Genomic DNA, 19836 nt, shown 5'->3' with positions numbered 1-19836 from the left:
CAAAAATAGGACAATATTTGTCTACTTTTCGCAAACTATACACCGGTAGCACAATAAAATCAAGCAATCAACCGGTAGTACTTTTAGGCTATGGATATAATATCCACATGACGCTTTATCTTGGATGCCCCGTCTGGTCGTTCAAGGGATGGGTGGGTAATTTTTACCCGAAAGGCACGACCTCGAAGGATTTTCTTCGCGAGTATGCCCGCCGCCTGACCGCCATCGAAGGCAACACGACGTTCTACGCTGTGCCAGCCGCAAAAACAATCGCGTCATGGATCGAACATACGCCGGAGACATTTCGTTTCTGCCTCAAGATTCCAAAAGCGATCAGCCACAGCGGGAGGTTGGCGGATCAGGTTGAGCGCGCCCTCGGGTTTGCAGATGTCATGCGCCCGCTCGGCTCTCGTCTTGGACCGATGTTCCTGCAGCTGCCCCCAGGCTATTCGCCAAACCGTCAGCCCGACCTTGCCACTTTTTTGAAAGCCTTCCCAAAAGACTTCCGCCTTGGTGTGGAAGTGCGCCATTTGGATTGGTTCGAAGAGCCCCATCGTTCCGCGCTCAACCGATTGCTGGCGGAGCATAACATGGCGCGCGTCGTCATCGATACCCGCCCGATCCGGGAGTTGGCAGGCGATGACCGCATCAAAGGCAGCGCGTATGAAAGTCTGCTCGAGGCGCGCGAACGCAAACCGGATGTGCCGGTCTTTGAAGAAGTGACCGCCGATTTCACCTTCCTGCGATTTATTGGACACCCTGAGATGGGTCACAACCAGCCTTGGATGAACGAATGGACTCCCAGAATCGCCGGCCAGCTGTCGGCGGGGCTTGAGGCGTTTGTCTTTTGTCATTCCCCCGATAATTATCTGGCTCCATACATTGCAAAGGAGTTTCATAGCCAAATCTCATCGCGAATCAAAATCGCCCCGCTTCCGTGGGACGATTCAGAAACTCCAGCCGAGCCTTTACAACCGTCTTTATTTTGACGACAGGCTATGGGCTATCGTCTTTTCTTTTCACCTTGCTCATCGCATATTCCGCCAAAGCGGTGATCGTCAATGAGGGGTTCACGCCCGGGTTGGCCGGCATGACGGAACCGTCGATCACGTAAAGACCGGGATGGTTGAAGACTTCGAAATTCAGGTCGATCACGCCTTCGGTTTCATCGCGTCCAAATGGCACGCCGCCCATCAGGTGCGCGGTCGAGGGAAAATTCAGGAGGCTGTCGGTGAAGACCGTGGCTGGAATGCCGTTTACCTTTTCCGCAAAGGTGCGGGTGATCTCATGAGCGAGTGGCAGGCTTTCGGCACTGTGCTCTTTTTCGTTGTGAATGACAAGTCCTTTGCGCCCGAATGTGAAGAAGCTGCGCCCGAGACGTATGCGGGTAAGGTTTTCTTCGGTTTGCATGACGAGCAGGATCGTGGAAAAACGCGCCCAGCGCGAAAAGAATTTGCTGTAGAGAAAGTCCCAGGGATGGGCGATGATATTCAAAACCGTTTTGATCAGACGCAGGAAAATATTATTTGTGCCTGTGATGAGAGGCGCCGTCATCACCCGGTTGAAGTCCTGCCCGTCTGCAAAACGGACCGGTTCGACGCGGGTCACTTTATCAGCATTGAAGATGGATGTGATGGCGATGCCCTTTGAGAAATCCGTATCCTGTTTGCGCGCGGTAACGCCGAGGATGTTTTCGCTGTTGGTGCGCACGCGGTCGCCGAGGTGCAGGGAGATGCGGCTGAGCGACTTTGTCACGTCACGGCAGCGGAAGAGAAGTTCGAGTGTGCCGATCGTCCCGGCAGAAACGATGACATTGCGCGCGCGAATTGTTTTTTGGGGTTTGTAAAAGAAAGCCGTTGCCGAAGAATAAATGATCTCATAGCGCGCGCCGTCGGCTTGTCCGGGGGGAAGCGGTTTGATATCCCGCGCTTTCACTTCGGGAATCACTTTTGCCCCGTTCTTTTCGGCAAAGTAGAGATAGTTTTTCACCAGCGTGTTCTTCGCGCCGTAACGGCAGCCTGCCATGCATCCGCCGCAAAAGGTGCAGCCTGTGCGTTCGGGTCCCGCACCGCCGAAATACGGATCAGGGACGGTTCTATTTTCCTCGCCAAAGAACACGCCTACCGGAAGCGCTTCGAACGTATGACCGTAGCCGAACGAATCAGCGATCTGTTTGCATACATCGTCCGCGGGGAAGAGGCGCGGATTTTTCGCCACCCCCAGCATTTTGCGTGCGGTGTCATAGTACGGCTGGAGTTCCTTCTTCCAGTCGTTGAGATGACTCCAGGAAGGCGATTCGAACAGATGGTCATCGGGTTCGATAAGAACATTGCCATACACAAGACTCCCTCCGCCCACACCGCTGCCGTGAAAGGCGAGCAGACCGTTCATAAAGGTCATTTCGAAGAAGCCGTGGAAACGCAAGGCGGGAAGCCATAGATATTTCGGTAGATTCCAATTGGATTTTGGGAAGTCCTTATCTTCGAAGCGCTTGCCGCGCTCGAGAACCAGCACCGAATAGCCTTTCTCTGTGAGCCGCATTGCCGAAACGCTCCCCCCGAATCCCGAGCCGATGATGACGTAATCATATGCTTTTTCGCTCATGCCATATTGTCCGCTTGAAAGTTTTGTTGAATTATACTTTAGGCATATTGGTGAAAACGAGGCAATCATGACCCTCTCAAATTTCAATTCACATCGGTCACCTGTTTATAGTAAACGCGGAATTGTCGCCACCTCGCAGCCGCTGGCTACTGCTGCGGGGCTTGAGGTGCTTTCCAAGGGTGGCAATGCCGCCGATGCGGCTGTGGCTGCTGCTGCCGCGCTCAACGTCACTGAGCCAACTTCCACGGGGATTGGCGGGGATATGTTCGCCTTGTATTTTGACGCGCAGACTCAGCAAGTGACTGCGCTGAACGGATCGGGGCGCGCCTCGTCCGCGCTGACGCTTGATCGGCTAAAGAAGGAAGGTTTATCTACGCTGCCGCCGTTTCATCCGCATACGGTCACTGTCCCTGGGGCGTGTGCGGGTTGGTGTGACTTAATTGCAAAACACGGCTCGCTCTCGCTGACGGAAATCCTCGCGCCTGCGATTCGACTCGCGGATGAAGGCTTTCCCGTCGCGCCGCTCACGGCCCACTTTTGGGCGCGCGGCGCGGAGCGACAGTTGAAGTCCGCGTTGAATGGGCATGAGTTGACCATTGATGGGCGTGCGCCGAAGGCGGGTGAAATCTTTCGGAACCCCGGCTTGGCGCGCACGTTCAAACTCGTCGCGGAGCGGGGCGCTCTCGGCTTTTACCAAGGCTCGGTTGCAGAATCAATTGTCGCCGTGATTAAAGAGGCGGGCGGATGTATGTCCGCTGAAGACCTCGCGGTGCATGTGTCCACGTGGGAGAGTCCCATATCCGTTGATTATCGCGGGTTGCGCGTGTATGAATGTCCGCCGAATGGACAGGGCATCACAGCGCTCATCGCGTTGAACATCCTAGAAGGCTTTGACCTGGCTTCAATGGATTTGCTCTCGACCGAAAAAATGCACCTGATGATCGAAGCGATGCGCCTCGCGTTTGCCGATGCGAAATGGTATGTGAGTGACCCCGCTTTCTTGATGATCCCGATGCAGGAATTGCTCTCGAAAGAATATGCGAGTGAGCGCCGCAAGTTGATCGACCTGAAACGCGCCTCGGTTGACCCGAAACGTGGCTCGCCGGTGAATGCTTCGGGTACGGTCTATTTGAGCGTGGTGGATGGGGTGGGGAATGCGTGTTCGTTCATCAACAGCAATTACATGGGCTTTGGTACGGGCATTGTACCGAAGGGCTGGGGCTTCACCCTGCAAAATCGCGGACATAACTTCAGCCTCGACCCGAATCATCCCAATGCGCTTGCGCCGAATAAACGCCCGTACCACACGATCATTCCGGCAATGGTGACTCGTGTATCAGATAATTCATTGTATGCTTCGTATGGGGTGATGGGCGGCTTCATGCAGCCACAGGGACATGTGCAAGTTTTATCGGCGTTGAAAGATGGCGGGCTAGACCCACAGTCTGCGCTGGATCTGCCACGCTTCTGTTTCGATGCTGAGTCAGCGGGCGGGCGTGTCGCGATCGAAGAAGGAATGCCAAAAGAAACAACGGACGCCCTGCAAAAGATGGGACATCCGTTGTATGAAGTGTTTGGATATGAACGCGCATTGTTTGGGCGAGGCCAAGTAATTTTGCGCGACAACGAAACAGGTGTGCTGTGCGGCGGCAGTGATCCGCGCGCGGATGGGTATGCGGGAAGTTTCTAACCAAGTGACAGTCACCTCGCAGGTGACTGTCACTTGGGTTTGCACGCTCATCGACGGGGAAGTCGACTCCCTTTCTTGAATGCCCTCTCATCTATTCAGGCGAACACACAGGGGCACACCCGGGTCACCTCACGCGCTCAAGGCGCTCCTGACATGTCACACACCGTATGGCGTGCGGCATGGCTTCCAGCCGGGCGGGGTTGATAACATCGCCGCATTTTTCGCAAATCCCATAAAGTCCCTCATCCAGCCGCTTCATTGCGATCGTCACCTGACCCAAACGTTGCTCCAGTTTCGCCAGCCAGTCCAGAGCGATACTCTGACGCGCACATGTTTCTGCCAGATCCAACAGATCCGGATTTGGTTCGGAGTTGACATGGAGATTATCCTGTTCACTCTGAATGTTGGCGGTGATGGTTTCGATTTCAACGGCGAGGGTATTGCGAATCGCTGCCAAATCTATTTTTGTCATTTCATGCTCCTTTCCGTCACGCATAATAGGTAAAACGGTTCGACTTATTTTTTATGCAACCACCTGAGTTGAAATTCCACTTCTTCGGTGGAGGCACCGCGCTCATGTTCGATGTTGATGACGACCGTCGCGGGGATCGAGATACGCTCCCCTGCTACCTGGATCCGAAATTTCTGTCCCTGTTCGAGGCAGTCGGCAAGGCGGCGCAGTTTTTTGACGAACTGGTCTACAGGGTAGTTCTTCTCGATATCGCGTTTATGTTTTTTTCTTTGCTTTGCCATTTGTAATCTCTATTGATCCTGATCTGGCAGTTTCAAGCGTTTCCACATGGCGCGTACAACGTTGGTTTTCAGCCAAAGATACGCATAGGCAAGGAGGATGAAAATGTCCATGAGAAGAAATATGAGTTGAAGTTTCAATTTTTCTCCTTTTGTCCATGCGGGCGGGCGCTAAAGCATGATTCAGGTTACTCCATTGCTCCAAGCCAGCCTTTACGGATGAACCACTTGACCAGTTCCAGTACGGGGGTGATGGAGGCTGCGACTGCAAAGATGATCACCCAATCTATCAGCGGCAGGCTGTAGGTGTCGAACGGTTCGTGCAGGAATGGCAGATACACGATCAATAGCAGCAGCAGGAATTCCCACAGAATGGCAAGGTTCAACCATTTATTTCGGAATGGTCGCTCGAATACAGAGCGATGCTCCGAACGATGGTTGTACGCCTTGAAGAACTGGATGACAACCAGTGACATAAATGTCATCGTCATCGCCTCTTCGATGCTGCGACCGGAATTCGTCGCCCAAATGAACAGGCTGATATTCACGAAGCCAGACCAAAGCCCGGCAATGCCCAGTATCCATTTCACCGGACGGGTGAAAATGCCTGTGCGCGGATTGCGCGGTTTGCGGCGCATGATATCTGAATCGGGTGGGTCTACTGCCAGAGCCAGCGCGGGCAGACCATCGGTGGCAAGGTTGACGTACAAGATCTGAACGGCGGTCAAAGGCAGCGGCAGTCCCAGCAGGGTTGCGGCAGCCATCAGTGTAATCTCACCGATATTCGAAGAGAGAAGGAACATCAAATATTTCTTGATGTTGCCGAACACACCGCGACCTTCCTCCACTGCCGCAACGATGGAGGCGAAATTATCGTCGGTCAGGTTCATCGCGGCAGCTTCCTTGGTGACGTCTGTGCCGGTGATGCCCATTGCTATGCCGATGTCCGCTTTCTTAAGGGCTGGCGCGTCGTTCACGCCGTCACCGGTCATGGCAACGATGTGCTCGTTGGCTTGCAGCGCCGTCACCACGCGCAGTTTGTGAGCAGGGGAAACACGCGCATATACGTCGATGGTTTCGACTTCACGTTTGAAATCTTCATCGGAAATATCATCGAGTTCTGCGCCGGTGACAACGCGTCCGTTCTTGAGCAAGCCGAGTTCGCGCGCCACTGCCTGCGCCGTGAGCGGATGGTCGCCCGTGATCATCACAGGGCGAATGCCCGCGCTTTCACAGACCGCGATCGCCTCCCTGGCTTCGGGGCGCGGCGGGTCGATCATGCCAGCCAGCCCGAGGAAGGTCATACCGGTTTGGGCAGATTCAAGCACTGCATCCGGTTTGGAAGCGACGGCAAGCACGCGCAATGCCTGGCTTGCGAAATTCTGCGCAGTGTCCAGCACCTGTCTGCGGGATGTGTCGTCCAATCTCTTCACGCCGTTCATCGTGAGGATCGAGTCGCAATTTTCCAAAATGATCTCCGGCGCGCCCTTGGTATATGCGACGAAACCCTTCCCGTTATTATGAAGGGTGGTCATCCGTTTGGATTCGGATGTAAATGGGATTTCCTGCACGCGCGGGTAGGTTTCTTCCAGCGCCTCCTTCCTTAGCCCGGCCTTGGCTGCCGCTACGACGAGCGCCCCCTCGGTGGGATCGCCTTTGATATCCCAATCGTTCTCGGATTTTCCGGTTTCATTTTTGATCAATGTCGCGTCCGAAGCCAGGGTTGCGGCGGTAAGCATGTGCTTCAATTCGGCGGCGATCTCGTTGGGGGTGCCTCCGTTGTTGGAGAAATGCCCGACCGGTGAATAGCCTGAGCCGCTCACGCTGTATTCCCCGCCCCCGACATAGATTCTGCGCACGGTCATTTCGTCTTTGGTGAGCGTGCCGGTTTTATCGGAGCAGATCACGGAAGTGCTGCCAAGTGTCTCCACGGCGGGCAAACGACGAATGAGCGCATGGCGTTTGACCATCTTCTGCACGCCGATGGCGAGCGAGATCGTCACGACCGCAGGCAGGGCTTCGGGCACAACCGCAACCGCTAGCGCGATGCCGAAGATGAGCATTTCGATGAAGGGCTGTCCGCGCAGGAGGCCGAACGCAACGATGATGGCGACGACAATGAATGCAGCGCGCGCCAGTGTCGAGCCGACCTTGTCCAGGTTTTGTTGCAGCGGCGTCCTGCTGGTTTCGACGGTTTGCAACAACTGCGCGATCTTGCCGAATTCGGTTTGCATGCCTGTGGCGACGATCAAAGCGCGTCCGCGCCCGTAGGTGGCGGCGGTCCCGGCGTAGACCATGTTCTTGCGGTCGCCAACGGGCATCTCTTGAGTTGGAAGCGCGTCGGTGTGTTTTTCGACGGGGACCGATTCGCCGGTCAGTGCCGCTTCTTCGATTTGTAAATTTATCGATTCGATGATTCGCCCGTCTGCGGGGATGCGGTCGCCCGTGTGCAATATGACCACGTCGCCGGGCACCACTTCGCGCGCGGGCACTTTCACATCGATGCCGTCGCGAAGGACGGTGGCGGTCGGTGCCGCCATCTGGCGCAACGCATCGATGGCGCGTTCGGCGCGATATTCCTGGATGAAGCCGAGCCCAACTGCAAAGAGCACGATGATGGCGATGACGATCGACTCCACGCCGTGCCCGAGAAAAAACGAAATCGCTGTAGCGCCGAGCAGGATCAGGATCAGGACATTTTTAAATTGCTCGAACAGGATCTCCCAGGGGGATATGCGATGCGCCGCCTGGATCTCGTTCGGACCATACTTTGCCAGACGCGCATCCGCTTCCTTCGCGCTCAAGCCTGTTTCTGCGCTGTTGAGTTGGGCATACACCTGGTCCGTGGACCGTGTATGCCAGAGATTATTTTGTTCCATAAATGATTGTGGAGCTCCTTGTTATTTTGTTTTGTCTTTAAGCGTTGGGGTAGCCGCTTTGAAAACGAAATGGTTGAAAAGATAGATCGGAGCTGCCAGCAGGAAAATGGCGAACACGGCAAGGATATCCAGCCCGAAGAGAATGATCTCTTCGAACCAGATGACGATGGACGTGCCGCCTGCGCTGGTGGCAAGGGCGGGTTTCCAATATTTCCGCAGGGCGGAGTTTGCATTGGCAGGCATTGGGGTACTCCTTTCTGTTTGGTTGAACAAATCAGATATGGGGGCGGTGGAAAAGAAAAAGACCACCGCCTATCAGGCGATGGTCTTGCGCTTTAGTCCGTTCAGCCGGGAAATCTCTTTCCGTATTGACGACTGCCGGGCCCGAAACCAGTTCGGGGGCTACTCCCCATCGGAGTAATTAAAGTTTACAGCGGAAGTTCGGATGTGTCAATTACATTTTCGAAAAGGGAGGGTCCAATATCAAATATTGGAAATGTCATGGCGAGTCCGATGGGGCGAAGCAATCCCGGATTCCAGGGGAAGATTGCTTCCCCTCGGCAGGCTCAGGACAGACGTCGGGCTGCCGCCCTTCTCGCAGCGATATTCTGATGTGTCGGATGTTAGACACTCCCTTCGAAAATCACGCTGATGGTTGGATGTATCCTTCCGCCTTCAAAATCCCCTCGAACGCCTGCTCTGCATCTTTGACGGCTTTCTCCTTCCAATCGGCTGCGGAGGGGTTGAACAGTTCTTCAAATCCACGTTTGGCATCGGCGTGGACTTGTTCATTACTCGTTCCATGCCAGTAGGCGCGGTTCTCGTGGATCATCACCCGCGGACTTTGGAATAAGCCGTAGAGCGTGTCGCCGAGAGTGCCGAATTCAAACGATGTGGCGTACAGTCGCTTGGTGGGATAGTCGCGCTGCTTCAAGGCGTAGATGTAATCGATCATGTCGCCGCGAATGGCGTAAAACTCGTCTGCAGTGGCGGCGACCACGAGCGGATAGTCGAAGCGGTCTTCAAAGTAATTCGATGGGTTATTATCCAATGCTGAATTGACCAAACTCATCTGGTACCGCGGACCGTAGCCGGTGTGCATGTCGAGGTGCAAGACTTGCGCGTAGTCATGTAATGCTATTTTGTACAATTCCATGATCGTGCGCGTCTCTTCGGGCATGTCCCTGCCGCCGTAATACAATCCATTGGAATGCCGGTACTGTCCGAGCAGTAACGCATTGCGGAAATTCTTCATCCCCATGCTGGATACGTGCCAGATCAAACTGAACAAATATGCGAGATTGTTGAAGAACGTATTCGTGAGTTTCCCCGCCGGGTTTAGAAATCCGTGAATCCTGTCGTAGGCAGGATTGAATGTCGAATCGAAGAGCGGGTCGAGCATGAAGGTACGGTTCAGGTCGATGTTGTCGCGGTTGCCGCGGCGATGATTTTTCATGCCCCACGGGTTGATGGCATGCACAAGCAGAATGCCCGTCGTGCGCGGGTCGAGCTTTGGCAGGTACTCTTCCACGAATTTGTGCATCATTGCCGAACCGACATAACATTCCACGCCGTGTTCGCCCGTGGTGAAGACGAGGACCTTCTCGTTCTTTTCTGCTGCGGGGGAGTAGATCCAGTCGATGGTCAGGCTGTTGTCGTAGGTCATGGCATGTTGTTGCAAAGCCGCCTTGTTCCACATTTTTTGAATGGCGGACAAATATCCGCGGAATCGCTCGCGGGAGGATTCATATGTGGTGGGGAAGAGGGAGATGTTGGTGGTCATGATTTTCCTGACGATGGACGATAGACCATTGACGACAGACGAACTTCCATCGTCCATCGTCCGTGGTCCATTGTCATTACTTTTGATACGGTTCCAACTTGTATTCCGTATAAACCGTCTCGCACGGATGCCCGCGCCCGATCCAGGCGGTGAGCGTTTCCACCTGGACGATGATGCTAAAGACGGTCACGCTGTTGAATCCGTGTTTGCAAATCGAAGTGGGATACCCGCCGTGGTCGGCGAGCAGTTGCTTGAACAGTTCGGGCGTCAATTTGCCGTAATTCTCTTTGAGCAGGTACTCGGCTCGGTTGTGGCGGATGATCGAGTTGGCGATCGTGCTCCGGTCCAGTTCGAAGCGGCGCATGGCAGGATGGGTGTAATGATTTGCGTGCGCCAGATAATCCTTTTCGATGTAGATTGCTTCGAGGTCGGTGGCGCTGCCTTCCATCGAATAAACTTCGCCCGTGCCATCGGCAAGTACGTTGTTATAACTCGACGCGCGTTCCTTGAGCAGACAGGCATCCATCGCTTCGCTCAGAGTCTTCGCCCCGAGAATGGCGCGCACGATTAGAAGTCGCGGCACGCCGTGGCGGACGTCGTTGCTGTTGAGTTGGTTGCCGGTGAGGCTGATCTTCGCTGCGTTGTAGCCCGCGCTGATTCCAACTCCGCCCGCCGAAACGCCGATGAACTCCGGCTCATCGCCTGCCTGCACTTTGAGAATGACCAGGTCTTCTTCGGTCTTGGCGGAGAGGTCGTTGGTGTGCGCAATGAGGGTGGTGCCGTCGAGAGTGGCGCGTCCGCGGGCTGCCATGTCGGTGCAGCCTTTGCCATAGGGCGGGGTTTCCCAGAGTTCTTCCAGCATCGATATGAAAAGTTCGTCGAACGGAACACCTGCGGCTTCGGCGATGCCTTCAAGTTCGTCCATGTATTGCGGGTAAACGGCGCGGCCGTGGGTTTGATAGATGCGGCTTTCGTTCACGAGCATGTCCCAGGTTTTGCCCGGGGGCAAACTCTCACGCAGTTGACTCATCATCTTTGCGATGTGGGATTTACATTGCCCGCCGATCTGCCTGCCCACTTCGCGGTACGTTCCGCGCGCTTCGATGATGGGAATGGGGTGGTTGGACATACGTTCTCCTTTTAGAAGATTCACCACAGATAGACACAGATGAATTTAATTTATTGGATCAACCCGTCCTATTTATCTGTGTTCATCTGCGGTTTAAATCAAAATGACCCGTCAAGTGTATCAGAACACCGGGCGGGTCACATGCTGGTTTGCTACGAATTAATCCACGACCACTTTGCTTCTGTTGAATGTGATCGTGTGAATGGCATCCTCGTTCAACTTGAAACCGCCGGTGAATTTTATTCCCCCCACCCAGGCAACGTAATCGATCCAGCCTGCCGGGATGCCTGCCACCACTGTTCCATCGACTGGATATTCGTTGATGGCATTCGTCCCATCAGCCCGGGAGGTGCGCAGGGAGATGTACACCTCACCGCCCGATTTGTTCACGAGGCGCACGGTGCCGTCAGGCGCGTTCTTTGGGATGTCTCCCGGATAGGAAATCGGTTTCGGCTCATCCGTTACGGCAACCGGGACTGAGCCCGGGTAGGGAACGTACCAGAAGGGGATATTCAGAACCTGCCCGACGTAAAGTATGTTGATGTCGATGATGTATGGATTCGCCGCCCACAGGTCGTTGATCGAAACGCCGAAGCTGTAGGCGATTCCTGCAAAAGTATCGCCCGGTTGGACGATATACGAGCCGTTCACGACGGCGTCGGGAGAAGAGATATTGGATGTGTAGTAGTTGTAAGTGTAGTAGTAATTGTTCACCACTGTTACGGGCGTCGGAGTAACCGTGACCGGTGTCGGCGTGACGATTGGGGTCAGCGTTACTGTCACCCCATAGTTCAGACCGGGAATTGTGATCACCTGCCCAGCGGCAAGCGGTTCCTTCAACCCGGGATTCGCCGCAAAAATGGCCGATGCCGTCGTTCCGCACATCGCCGCCAGTTTCTCGACGGTATCTCCGCTTTCGACGGTATACGCACCGCCGCACACGCCTCCCGCGTGGACCTGGAATGGAATCAGCGCTGCGAGCATTATCAGGAAAACCAGGGTTGGCAGAATCAAAGGTTTACGGGACATCACAGCCTCCTTGCACATGGCAATGATAAGTCAAAACGACTCTCTTTGCAATCGCACCTCAAGGCAAATTGCTTGCAAACGCATGACATCTCAATAGGTTACTACGGGATCGCGGGATCGCCACCCATCCTTGTTGAACCGCAGCGAATACGTGACCCGCGGCGGCGATGAGTCGAAATCCACACGGACGATGCCAAAATTTTGTCCCGCCTGGCGGAAGAGTTTCTTTTGCCTCCCGATCCATTTCGAGAAGATCGGATGATACGAATTGCTGATGAAAAACGACGATTGCTCGAACGGGGTGGCGCAGAACTCCCAGATGGGAATGCGGCGTCCGCTTGGACAGTTGAGTTCCGCGGAGACGGCATGAGCCGCATGCAGATCCCCTGTCAGGATGCGGACTCCTTCGATCTCGTTGACCGCCAGGAATTCTAGCAGGCGTTCACGCTCGGCCGGGAAGCCAGACCAGCGGTCCTGGGTGATATCGAGCCAGAAGGGATAGAGGATCGAGCCCGACGAGACCAGGAATTTTACAGGATATTGCTGGTTGACCTTCAACAGCCACTCCTGCAATGCCCTCCATTGACCTTCGCTCAGCAGGGACCGCTCCCGACCTTTCACGCGCATCGTTCGCGTATCGGTCACGAAGAAAGCCGCGCCGCCGCAGGTGAACGAATAGGCGAGCGAGCCTTCCATTTCCGCATGGAAATTGTATTTCCCCTCCTCATCCGCTTGCAGGGGAATCAAAGGGTCCGGCGAGTGCATGCCCTGGTGTTCCTGGTAGGCTTTGAGCGCGGCGCGGATGCGGCCCGGGTACAGGTGACGCTGTTGCGGCGGGACGCCTTTCAACCAGCGCAGGAATTTGTTATGCCGGGGGATGTCCGCCCATTGCCTGGCGGAGTCGCGCCAATGCCAGTCGTCGTCAACTTCATGATCGTCGAGGGTCATGAACAGCGGCAGGTTCGGCAGGAGCGACTTCATGGCCGGGCGCGACCAGGTGTATTCGTAGACGCGGCGGTAATCGTCGAGCGTGACCGCGATGCGGCCCAACCCGTTGCCTTTTGCATCATCGGCATAGATCTGATCGCCGAGGAACAAACCGAATTGCAGGTTTTCGCTTTCGACCTGCTTCATTAATTCGTCGAGGGTGCCGCCGCCGTGCTCGTCCGGCGGGAGATAGCACGAGCCGAAGACGAACGAAAAGGAACGCCTTGTGCGCGGCTTGGGGAGGGTGGTGAAGCGGTGAAAGTCTTCGCGCTTCGGGCGGATCCTGCCCAGGCTGACGGCGTAGTAATAAACCGTTTCCGGCTTGAGCCGGGCCACCCTGACGACGCCTGAGAATCCATCCCTCGCCGTAAGGTCTGCCCTGCCCGTGGACTTGGCGTCTTTCAAGTCGCTCCGGGTTGCCAGCCAGACCTGCATCGATGCCGGTGAATTCGCACGCGCCCAAATGTTCGCGCCGGTATGACTGAGTCCGCCCACGATTGGACCGAGAAGAAGGGAAGGGATTTTTGCCATGGCGTATCCTTTCATTGCAGGGTGTGGTTGGTATATTGCAGCGGCGACCCATCGCGTCGCCCGTTAATGGGATTATTGAATTACATCAGGGATGTTGGGCTGCGTCAATTCGAAACTCTTCGATTGGTTAAATCGAGTTGGCTTATTTGGCGGTCGTTTTGTGTTGCATTTCTGAAATTAATAAATATTTTGGAATACGCTCTTTGGCTCCTCCCCTTCAGGGGAGGCGGGGGAGAGGTTTGTCCGCGATTGGAGGGATTTAGTTTATCTTCGCCGTCGCCTTCAAGGTCTGGTCGTCCATTCCCAAAAACGCATCAACAACTTGTGGATCGAAATGTTTTCCCGCATCATCACGGAGTTTTTGTTTTACATCGCCGGGTTCGAGTCCCTTGCGGTACGGACGGTCCGAGACGAGCGCATCCCACACATCGACAACGGCGAAGATCCTCGCCGCCAGCGGGATGGTCTCTCCGCTCAACTTGCGCGGATACCCGCTCCCGTCCCATTTTTCGTGATGACAATAGGGGATGTCCAATGCCGGGTGCAGGAACTTGATCGGGCTGAGCATTTCAAAGGCGTAGACCGGGTGCTTCTCGATCAGGATCCGCTCCTCCGGGGTCAGAGCCGCAGGCTTCAAGAGAATCCCGTCGGGGATCGCCATCTTTCCGATGTCGTGCAATAGCGCGCCGCGTTCGATGTGAACGAGGCTGGTTTCATCCAGCCCCATCCTGCGCGCGAGTTCGCCGGTGAGCAATGTGACCCGCTTGGTGTGACCTTCCGTTTCCTTGTCGCGCATGTCGAGCGCGCGCACCCAGCCTTCGAGAGTCGCCTGATACGCCGTTTGCAGTTCCTCGTAAAGCCGCGCGTTCTCGATCGCCACCGCCGCCTGGTTTGCAAAGGTGGAGATCAATTCCAATTCATCGCGGGTGAAGATCCCCTTCTGGGCGCGGTTATCCACATAGATCACGCCGATCAATTTATCCTTGACCTTCAATGGCGCGCAAAGGATGGAGAGCAGGCTGAACGCCGCCACGCTGGCTTGCTGCCCGAAGCGCGGATCGTCCTTGGCGCTGGTCGTCAGGACTGCCTCCCCGTTCTCGAGCACCTGGCGGACGATGCTTTTGCTGATCTCAAAATCGTCCTTGGAGACAACGTTGTGCTTTACGTCGCGCGCGATCTGTACCTGAAAGTCTCCCTGATCGTCCTTCAACATCAAAAAGCCGCGTTCGGCCTTCATCAGACCGATCAATGCATCCATCACCTTGTCCATCACGCGTTTGTGATCGAGCGAGGAATTGATGACCGCCCCGATCCCGGCGAGCGCTTCCAATCGTTCCTGCTGTTTCTTGAATCGCGCTTCCATTTCGTCGCGGTCCTTCTCGAATCGTTTTTTCAAATCCTCGCGGACCTGGTCGAGTTCGCGCACGAAATCCTTTAATTCGAGGTTGATGGAGGTGACTTGCGGGTTGCCGGAACCCGCCAGCCTTCCAATCGACTGGATCATCTTCCTTTGAAGGACCTCGATTTCATTGATGATGTTATCTTCCGGACGAATATTGGACATGGCATTGCTCCTGGTTGATGGAACGGCTTCCGGGCTTCACAACTTCGGCAGGACGATGGACTGTTGTTTTTGATACTTGCCTTTCTTGTCGGCGTAGGAGATCTCGCATTCCTCGTCCGCTTCGAAGAAGAGCACCTGGGCCAGCCCTTCGTTGGCGTATATCTTGGCGGGCAGGGGTGTGGTGTTCGAAATTTCGAGCGTGACGTACCCTTCCCATTCCGGCTCGAACGGTGTGACGTTGACGATGATCCCGCAGCGCGCATAGGTGGATTTTCCCAGACAGATCGTCAGCACCTTGCGCGGGATGCGGAAATATTCCACCGTGCGTGCCAGCGCGAACGAATTGGGCGGCACGATGCATACATCCCCGCTGAAATCCACCATTGAATCCGTGTTGAAATGTTTGGGGTCCACCGTTGCCGAAAAAACGTTCGTGAAGATTTTGAACTCATTCGCCACGCGGATGTCGTATCCGTACGACGAGACGCCGTAGGAGATCACGCCGTTGCGCACCTGCCTGTCCACGAACGGATCGATCATGCCTTGCTCCAGCGCCATTTTTCGAATCCAATGATCGGGTTTCAAACCCATGCCCTGCTCCTTAAAGTGAATTTTGTCTTTTGCCGCAGTGAAACTGCATGAATCATTTTATCAAAAACGAAAGCCCTCTGCTCATGCAGCCCTCCTTTGATATAATTTTTCAATATGCCCGACAAGACATACCGCCAGATGATTGCCCGGTGGCGAAAAGAACGCAATGAAAACATCCGCAGGGAAAACAACTGGCTTGCCCTCGCCGGCCTCTACTGGTTGAAACTCGGCAGGAATCATTTCGGTTCCGACCCCGGGAACGAGATCGAACTTCCCCGGCGGGTGCCCGACAAGATCGGTTATTTCGAATACAACGGCAGATCGGTCTCGCTGCGAACCAATTCCGGGCAGAGGATCATTGTCGACGACAAACTGACCGATTTTGCCGTCCTCCAACCGGACATTACCGAAAACCCGAGCTTCATCAAACTCGAGGGGATTCAAATGGTCGTCATCCAGCGCGGAAACCGGATGGGCATCCGCATGTGGGATAACCAGACGAAAAAGCGCGCCTCGTTCCCCGCCCGAACCTGGTACGACATCGACGAAGCCTTTCGCATCCCGGTGGTTTTCAACGCGTATGACAAACCCAAGATGGCATACTTCCCGGACCTGACCGGCGAAAAAGCCGAATTCCCTGTGGAAGGATTTGTCTCCTTCGAGTTCGAGGGAAAGCAATATAAATTGGACATCAACAAGGAGGACGACGGCACGTTCTTCCTCCGCTTCCGGGACCCGACCAGCGACGACGAAACCTACCCGACGGGCCGCTATCTTGTTGCGGATGTCGAGCCGGACGGAAAGATGTTCCTCGACTTCAATAAGGCCTACAACCCGCCCTGCGCCTTCACCGATTTTGCCACCTGCGTCTTCGCCCCCGAACAGAACCATATGGAATTGAAAGTCAAAGCCGGAGAGACATATCCGCGTGATGTGTTCACATAATTCTCCTCACCTGGGGGCGCGGCGTATTGCATGGCTTGATTAATTAGACCGTTCGCATCCGTGCTTCCGCTGCAGTCCCCGGCGGCGGGCAGGCTGACTTGAGTAGGGTAAGAATGTGGCTTTTGCAATAAGCAAATAAAAAACGCCGCTCCGAGCGGCGTTTTTGTTCAGACGAACAAACTCATGAAGAAATCCGGTACGAAGTACTCGCCGATACCGAACACCCATTTCAGCACACAGCAACTGACAAACGCCGCCACACCTATGCCCAGGATCAGGTAATCGCGCGGCGCATATTTCAGGTTGTCTTTCACCCATGTCCTTTGCTTGGTGCCGAACGCCCGTAGATCCATTGCGTCGATCACCTCTTCACCTGTGACCGTGGACTGCATGACGACAGGGATGATCAACGGGGCAAGTTTCCGGATGCGCGTGGGGATCCCTCCCTTGAGCTTTTCCATTTCATACCCGCGTGCGCGCTGGGCATCCATTGTGATCGTAAAATCGCGCGCAAAGGTCGGCAGAAACCGGAACGCCAGGTCCATGGTGAAGGACACTTTGTCAGACGCGCCCATCCTTTTGAACGCTGTTCCATAGATATTTGGATCCATCGTATACGGGATGGGAATGGCAAGGATCGCCATCGTGATCATGCGCGTCATCTGATTCAACGCGAACCAGATCTTCGACACGGTCACCGGGACGTCCCAGCCGATGTCGGTGAACGGGATTTTTATGGGTACTTCGAAGACTATGGGGGAGGGGAGGTTGGTCACCGAGGAAGGACCGCCGCGCCCGGAAAGCAGGCCGTTCAATCCCACGATGAAGAATACAAGGATGAAAATGTATATCCACGCGCGCCGCACATCCTTCCACTCGATGCGTGCCATAAGGTACAGGGTCAGCGATATGGCAAAGAGCGGAAGAATGATGCGGTAGTCCCAGATCTCGGGGATGGTAAATGCAAAGATGATGCAGAGCATGAAGATGAGTCTGGTGCGCGGATCCAGCCGCTGGATGAACGTATTTCGCGGGCGGTACTTCCAGGTGACCAACATGGGATTTAGCGGCCGCGCCTCGATGCAACGGCGGCGAAGGCGACCATCAGGATGGGCAGGAGGACGATGGTGACGATCGCGTTACCGAGGAAGGCGGGCGTGAAATAGCCGAACAGGGCGGTATTGAAGTCGATGCCGCCGGTGAACATTTCTGTCAGGGAAGCGAACAGCATGCCGACAGCGATGCCGATCAAGCCGTAAATGACGGCTTTGATGATCTGACCCTGCGCGCGGAAGTCCGTGATCTGTGACATCACCAGACCCGCGACCAGGCCCATCAATCCGTTGCCGAGGCTCCAGTTCCAGTAGAAGCCCCATCCGCTCAAGGCATCGCCGAGCGTGTTGCCGATGAAACCGGCGAGCAGGCCCACCCAGGGACCGTATGCCACGCTGAAGAAGATCAACACGGCGACCGCGGGGCGGAAGGTGATGTTTCCGGCAGCGGGGAGGGGGAAGATATTGGTGACCCACGAGAGGACGCCGTACAACGCGGCGCCGATCGCCCCGTAAACGACCTGACGGGTTCCAAATGCCCAGGTGCTGTTATCGTTCATGATTTCTCTCCTTTTTGAATTATCGAATTGAACAAACGCTGACCCTGTATGAATAAACCCTGCAGATGCCTCCGCGTTGCAGGGGGATTCACTATGCATAAGCCGCCAACGATTCGGCGGGCAGAAAACGCCCGGTGCGCGGCAGCAGGTCTAGGTTAAGGCGAAGAAGCGAAGTGGGACGCACACGATACCTTCGGAGAAGTTGGTCGTCCTTCAATACATCCTGTGGTTTGCCGTCGGCGATGATGTGTTTGTCGCCGAACAATAATACGCGGTTGGCGTAGGTCACTGCAAGGTCGAGATCATGCGTAATGAAAATCGTCGCGGCAAAATTCGCGGTCAGAATGGATTGCGCGTTGTCCGACGTGTCGCATAATGCCTTCATGAAACGGGTGTAATTTGCAAAATCCTGCCCGGCGGTCGGTTCATCCATGATTAGGATCTTTGAACGCATCGCCAGCACCGCCGCGATGGTGGTTCGTTTTTGCTGTCCAAACGACAAACCAAGCGGAGGGTATTCCTCGAACCCTTTCAGGTTGACCGTTGACAGACTTTCGTTCACGTATTGCGGGATCGACGTCGGGTCGAATTCGAGATTCTTTGGACCGAATTCCAACTCTTCCCTGACCGTGGGCGCATACAACATGTGGGTCGGGCTTTGAAAAACGTAACCCAACGTCCGCGCAATTTGGGCGACGCTCAACCTGCGCGTGTCCTCGCCTTGGACCAGAACGCGCCCTCCCGTGGGTTTAAGTAGCCCGATAGCATGTTTGACCAGCGTGGATTTCCCTGCACCGTTCGGACCCAACACAGCGATCAGATCGCCGGGATAGATCTTCAGGTTGACGTTTTGCAAAACGAGCGGATATTCCTCATCGTAACAGAAATCCACGTTCTCGAAGACGACCAACGGCTCGCCTCTTTCCCCGGCTTCGGGTTTGGGTGGCGCGGCCGGGACTTTATCCAACGCTTTGACCCTTTGCACAACCCAGGGGGCGGGCAGTTTCACTTTTGTATGATCGATCTCCGGCGGAAGGTCGCGGATGGGACCAAGATATTTGATTTTTCCATCTTCCATGTATAAGAGTCGATCCGGCCTGGCGTCGATCGCATCCTCGACCCGGTGCTCCACAAGGATGACCGTTTTGCCTTCATCTGCGAGGCTTCGAAAAACTTCGAGGGCTTCATGAGCAGATGCAGGGTCGAGAGAGGCGAGGGGTTCATCCAGCAGCAGGATGGACGGGTTCATCGTCAGGACGCCCGCCAGAGCCACCTTCTGCTTTTCACCACCCGATAGATTGAACGTCTCGCGTTCGCGCAGGTATTCGAGATTCAACCGGCTTATCGCCTGGTCGACCCGATTGATGATCTCTGCGCGTGGAAGCCCCAAATTTTCGGGACCAAATGCGATCTCATTGAAAACATTGCTGGCGACGATCTGCCGCTCCGGGTCCTGCAATAACGTCCCCACAACCTGAGCGATTTCGGAGATCTGCATGTCGGCAACTTCCCTGCCATGCAGGAGAACCTGGCCGCTTCGTTCGCCGCGGTAGCTTCGCGGAATCAGGCCATTGATGCAGCGCGCGAGAGTCGTTTTGCCGCATCCGCTCGAACCGGCGATCAATAACAATTCCCCCGGGTTTACCTTTAAGGATATGTTCTCCAAAGCCAGCTCGGGACGGGTACGGTATTTGAACGTGAGGTTTTCGATGATTAAGGGCTGGTTGGGCATCTCGTCAGTA

General features: G+C 55.1%; 17 protein-coding genes. 3 read left to right on the top strand and 14 right to left on the bottom strand.

Annotated features, from left to right (window positions below):
* The first annotated feature begins 107 nt into the window (after positions 1-107).
* The gene (locus HS100_20560) at positions 108-989 is read left to right on the top strand and encodes a DUF72 domain-containing protein (protein ID MBE7436319.1); all 882 of its coding nucleotides are present in this window, start codon (positions 108-110) and stop codon (positions 987-989) included.
* A gap of 7 nt (positions 990-996) precedes the next feature.
* Here HS100_20560 and HS100_20555 read toward each other — a convergent pair whose 3' ends face one another.
* Positions 997-2604 (bottom strand): GMC family oxidoreductase, encoded by a 1608-nt coding sequence (locus HS100_20555; protein MBE7436318.1) that lies wholly within the window; start codon positions 2602-2604, stop codon positions 997-999.
* Between the two features lie 67 nt (positions 2605-2671).
* Here HS100_20555 and ggt point away from each other — a divergent pair, with 67 nt between their 5' ends.
* On the top strand, positions 2672-4294 hold the full coding sequence (gene ggt, locus HS100_20550) for a gamma-glutamyltransferase (GenBank protein ID MBE7436317.1): 1623 nt from the start codon (positions 2672-2674) through the stop codon (positions 4292-4294).
* Between the two features lie 124 nt (positions 4295-4418).
* Here the strand turns inward: ggt and HS100_20545 are convergent, their stop codons facing one another.
* The 10 genes from HS100_20545 to HS100_20500 all read right to left on the bottom strand — a co-directional run bounded on the left by HS100_20545 (position 4419) and on the right by HS100_20500 (position 15537).
* Positions 4419-4766 carry a TraR/DksA family transcriptional regulator gene (locus HS100_20545; protein ID MBE7436316.1) on the bottom strand — a complete coding sequence of 116 codons (348 nt, stop codon included), beginning with the start codon at positions 4764-4766 and terminating at the stop codon, positions 4419-4421.
* Between the two features lie 44 nt (positions 4767-4810).
* Positions 4811-5047 (bottom strand): amphi-Trp domain-containing protein, encoded by a 237-nt coding sequence (locus tag HS100_20540; protein ID MBE7436315.1) that lies wholly within the window; start codon positions 5045-5047, stop codon positions 4811-4813.
* A gap of 185 nt (positions 5048-5232) precedes the next feature.
* On the bottom strand, positions 5233-7923 hold the full coding sequence (locus HS100_20535; GenBank protein MBE7436314.1) for a cation-translocating P-type ATPase: 2691 nt from the start codon (positions 7921-7923) through the stop codon (positions 5233-5235).
* 21 nt (positions 7924-7944) lie between these two features.
* A complete protein-coding gene (locus HS100_20530; protein MBE7436313.1) occupies positions 7945-8166 on the bottom strand; it encodes a hypothetical protein in 222 nt (73 codons plus the stop codon).
* 400 nt (positions 8167-8566) lie between these two features.
* On the bottom strand, positions 8567-9706 hold the full coding sequence (locus HS100_20525; GenBank protein ID MBE7436312.1) for a DUF2817 domain-containing protein: 1140 nt from the start codon (positions 9704-9706) through the stop codon (positions 8567-8569).
* Positions 9707-9782: 76 nt separating this feature from the next.
* Entirely contained in the window at positions 9783-10835 is a 1053-nt protein-coding gene (locus tag HS100_20520) for a hypothetical protein (protein ID MBE7436311.1), read from the bottom strand.
* 159 nt (positions 10836-10994) lie between these two features.
* A complete protein-coding gene (locus tag HS100_20515) occupies positions 10995-11864 on the bottom strand; it encodes a LysM peptidoglycan-binding domain-containing protein (protein ID MBE7436310.1) in 870 nt (289 codons plus the stop codon).
* 90 nt (positions 11865-11954) lie between these two features.
* Positions 11955-13382, bottom strand: coding sequence for an alkaline phosphatase D family protein (locus HS100_20510; protein ID MBE7436309.1), 1428 nt, complete (start codon positions 13380-13382; stop codon positions 11955-11957).
* Positions 13383-13641: 259 nt separating this feature from the next.
* Positions 13642-14946 carry a GAF domain-containing protein gene (locus HS100_20505; GenBank protein ID MBE7436308.1) on the bottom strand — a complete coding sequence of 435 codons (1305 nt, stop codon included), beginning with the start codon at positions 14944-14946 and terminating at the stop codon, positions 13642-13644.
* Between the two features lie 36 nt (positions 14947-14982).
* Positions 14983-15537, bottom strand: a complete 555-nt coding sequence (locus HS100_20500; GenBank protein MBE7436307.1) for a dCTP deaminase — start codon at positions 15535-15537, stop codon at positions 14983-14985.
* A 114-nt stretch (positions 15538-15651) separates the two neighbouring features.
* Between HS100_20500 and HS100_20495 the strand changes: the two genes are divergently transcribed.
* Entirely contained in the window at positions 15652-16482 is an 831-nt protein-coding gene (locus tag HS100_20495) for a DUF1684 domain-containing protein (GenBank protein ID MBE7436306.1), read from the top strand.
* A gap of 167 nt (positions 16483-16649) precedes the next feature.
* Here HS100_20495 and HS100_20490 read toward each other — a convergent pair whose 3' ends face one another.
* The 3 genes from HS100_20490 to HS100_20480 form a co-directional block, all read right to left on the bottom strand.
* Positions 16650-17540 (bottom strand): energy-coupling factor transporter transmembrane protein EcfT, encoded by an 891-nt coding sequence (locus tag HS100_20490; protein ID MBE7436305.1) that lies wholly within the window; start codon positions 17538-17540, stop codon positions 16650-16652.
* Positions 17541-17545: 5 nt separating this feature from the next.
* Positions 17546-18094, bottom strand: coding sequence for an ECF transporter S component (locus HS100_20485; protein MBE7436304.1), 549 nt, complete (start codon positions 18092-18094; stop codon positions 17546-17548).
* A gap of 91 nt (positions 18095-18185) precedes the next feature.
* The gene (locus HS100_20480) at positions 18186-19826 is read right to left on the bottom strand and encodes an ABC transporter ATP-binding protein (protein MBE7436303.1); all 1641 of its coding nucleotides are present in this window, start codon (positions 19824-19826) and stop codon (positions 18186-18188) included.
* Between the last annotated feature and the right edge of the window lie 10 nt (positions 19827-19836).

The organism is Anaerolineales bacterium (assembly GCA_015075725.1).
GTDB lineage: Bacteria > Chloroflexota > Anaerolineae > Anaerolineales > Villigracilaceae > Villigracilis.
This window is presented reverse-complemented; position numbering and strand designations above follow the sequence as displayed.